Genomic DNA, 2,797 nt, shown 5'->3' on the forward strand with positions numbered 1-2,797 from the left:
GTATGCCGTAGACTCATTTACTCCCCAAGATTGACCTATATGGAAGTATGTTCGGTATTCTCTCCAATATTCTAATGTCATCAACAATTGGTCTTCTAAGCTTAATTTACCCGGTCGCCCTGTTTTCTGTTTTGTTCGATGAAGCGATCGCACTACCTCTAACATCTCGTTAAAAGTATCTGGACGTACACCACACAAGCGTTTAAAGTCTTCTGATTTCAGACTCTTTACCTGTTCGTAGGTCATAGATGCTACCCAACTCTATCCTACTTGTCTCACGCATCTAGGACTTTTGCAAGAGGTCTATTGTAAAGGGGCAGAAGCGCGATCGCTATAATACTAATTCGTAATTCGTAATTCGTAATTCAGATATGGTCTAAAGTCCTAACGCACAGAACATCATTGACGGTGCTATACTTTGCGCGATCGCGCAGCCTACCAAACATCAAATTTGTTGTGGACAAGGTTTTTTCGACTTGCGCGTACACCTTAGTTAAGCTAATAATCATTCAAATTGCATCCCCCAACGGGAAAGGAAGTTTGGACTCGACGGAAAACGGAGGCACTCCGGTCTTGGGGTCTCACGCCACTCCCCTCCGGGAGACCCGCCCACAGGGGTGGCTCCCCAAGTAGAGGAAGTGCCCCGTCCAAGACTCCAACTTTTTCATCGCGTCTCCCTTTCTCCGCGTCTCCCCTTCTCCCTTTCTCCGCGTCTCCCCTTCTCCGCGTCCCCGCATCTCCCCTGTTTGCTCTATGTTCCTCAAACCCACAATATTTTTATCATCGCTAGCATTATTACTGAGTTTTGCGAGTTTATTTCTCAGTTCTTGGATTATTCTTCCTGCTCCTAATATGTTTTTACTCAGGCTAGGAGTAGCAGCGCCAGAAATTAGTCCTGGATTATTCTTATTAAATTTGTTCTCTTTATTGCTTTCTTTTATCTGCATCCATCACCCTCAACTACAGCGCCTAGCCTGCATTGTCAGTTTGATAGGATTGCTAACTTGTGGATGGGTGTTGGTGAATATCGCACCAACTCAAGCGCAGATGGCAAAAGCGATGACACAAGGATTGGGAACAGACTATCTCAAGCGAATTCCAGTTAAAGTCAGCGCTAAGATGCAAACCCATGCCTTTAGCTTAGTTCATGCTTTTCGAGGTATTCCATTAGGTAAAATTCGTCATCAAACAAATATTCTTTTTGCCACTCCCGCGGGAGTGTCTTTAACAATGGAAGTTTATCAACCTCCAGAGGTGGGAAAATATCCAGCAGTAGTAGTAATCTACGGTGGAGCTTGGCAAAGAGGCAATCCTAGCGCCGATCCTGAGTTTAATCAATACATAGCCAATCAAGGATATACAGTCTTTGCCATTGACTATCGACACGCGCCGCAATATCGGTTTCCAGCCCAGTTAGATGATGTGCGTACAGCCCTTGATTTTATTCGCCAACACGCGGCAGAGTATGAAGCCGACCCAGAACGTATGGTACTTTTAGGACGTTCTGCTGGCGCACACTTAGCAATGCTAGCAGCTTATCAACCGGATGCACTGCCCATCCGTGCTGTGGTTAGCTATTACGGCCCTGTTAACTTACCCGAAGGATACAAAACACCACCAAGTCCCGATCCGATAAACGTCCGCGCTGTTTTAAAAGCATTTATTGGTGGTTCTCTTGAAGAATTACCCAATCAGTATCAAATTGCTTCACCAATCAATTACCTAACGCATCCTGTACCCCCAACTTTATTAGTGTACGGTAGCCGCGACCATTTAGTAGAAGCCCGATTTGGCAGACAAATGTACAAAGCTTTACTTCAATCTGGGAACACAGCGGTTTTTCTAACAATTCCTTGGGCAGAACACGCTTTTGATGCCGTTTTCAGTGGTGTCAGCAACCAATTAGCGCTGTATCATACCGAAAGATTCTTAGCTTGGGCACTCTTCGACCAATAGTATCAATTACGAATTACGAATTACGAATTACTGAGGCCAGCGCCAATTGTAGCGATTCCATTCGTAGATGCCTTGAATTTCATACTCACCACCATTGTAGAAGCGGACAAGGCAATTAGTTGAAGAGTCATAGCCATCATTAATTTCATCAACTTTGAGGACGATGCAGCCAAACCATTCTCGCGCACAGGGGCCATCTTCTTGTACCCATTCCCACAGTGCGTTAGATACTTCAATGCGATCGCCTACTCTCAGTTTCAATGCATCCTCAAAGTAGGAATACTTATTAAAATGATATGATTCTACACGATTTAACCATTGCAAACCGTAGCGTTGGCGAATAAATTGTACTTCTCCAGAGTCTTTGTTATGCAACCAGTCGTTAAGTAACTGTACTTTCCATGTCCGGTTTTGTTGTTCCTCTGTCCTAACGAACTGTAAAAAGACTTCCAACTCTTCAGGAGACAGCTCATCTAAGGGATTATTAACATCTGCCAACCCAGATTTAGAGTTTCCTTGAATTTGCTCAACTACTTGCAGTAATATCTGTTTCTGCGTATCAGTGAGAGGACAGCTGGCTGCATCACAACTATTAAAAGCTACTTCCAATACTGCTTCAATCTCATCTGGTGTCATAAGTTAAAAGCAATTAAGGGTTGTTTCCCTAATTATTACAAAAGTTAAATTGAACTTTCTAATCTCTTAAGAAATACTGGTGTAGGGAATGAAACACTGTTGATTTTATTCTTAGCAGCCATCATAAACTACACATAACAATAACGAATGAAAACTCGCCTCTTTGCCCCTCCGCTCCTCCACCCCTCTGCCCCTCTGCCCCTCC

General features: G+C 43.9%; 2 protein-coding genes and 1 pseudogene. 1 reads left to right on the forward strand and 2 read right to left on the reverse strand.

Going from position 1 to position 2,797, the window contains the following annotated elements:
• Positions 1 to 96 (reverse strand): annotated as a pseudogene (locus I8752_RS38660) (helix-turn-helix domain-containing protein); the annotation flags it as partial.
• A 657-nt stretch (positions 97 to 753) separates the two neighbouring features.
• On the opposite strand from I8752_RS38660, the gene I8752_RS21855 reads away from it, so the two are divergent.
• A complete protein-coding gene (locus I8752_RS21855; protein WP_214434381.1) occupies positions 754 to 1,956 on the forward strand; it encodes an alpha/beta hydrolase in 1,203 nt (400 codons plus the stop codon).
• 27 nt (positions 1,957 to 1,983) lie between these two features.
• Here I8752_RS21855 and I8752_RS21860 read toward each other — a convergent pair whose 3' ends face one another.
• Positions 1,984 to 2,592 carry a hypothetical protein gene (locus I8752_RS21860; protein ID WP_214434382.1) on the reverse strand — a complete coding sequence of 203 codons (609 nt, stop codon included), beginning with the start codon at positions 2,590 to 2,592 and terminating at the stop codon, positions 1,984 to 1,986.
• Positions 2,593 to 2,797 lie beyond the last annotated feature (205 nt).

The organism is Dendronalium phyllosphericum CENA369, from assembly GCF_016056275.1.
GTDB lineage: Bacteria > Cyanobacteriota > Cyanobacteriia > Cyanobacteriales > Nostocaceae > Dendronalium > Dendronalium phyllosphericum.

What these genes read in the sequence shown, in the direction of transcription:
- I8752_RS21855 (WP_214434381.1), top strand. Translation starts at nt 754, where the DNA reads ATGTTCCTCAAACCCACAATATTTTTATCATCGCTAGCATTATTACTG.
- I8752_RS21860 (WP_214434382.1), bottom strand. Translation starts at nt 2,592, where the DNA reads ATGACACCAGATGAGATTGAAGCAGTATTGGAAGTAGCTTTTAATAGT.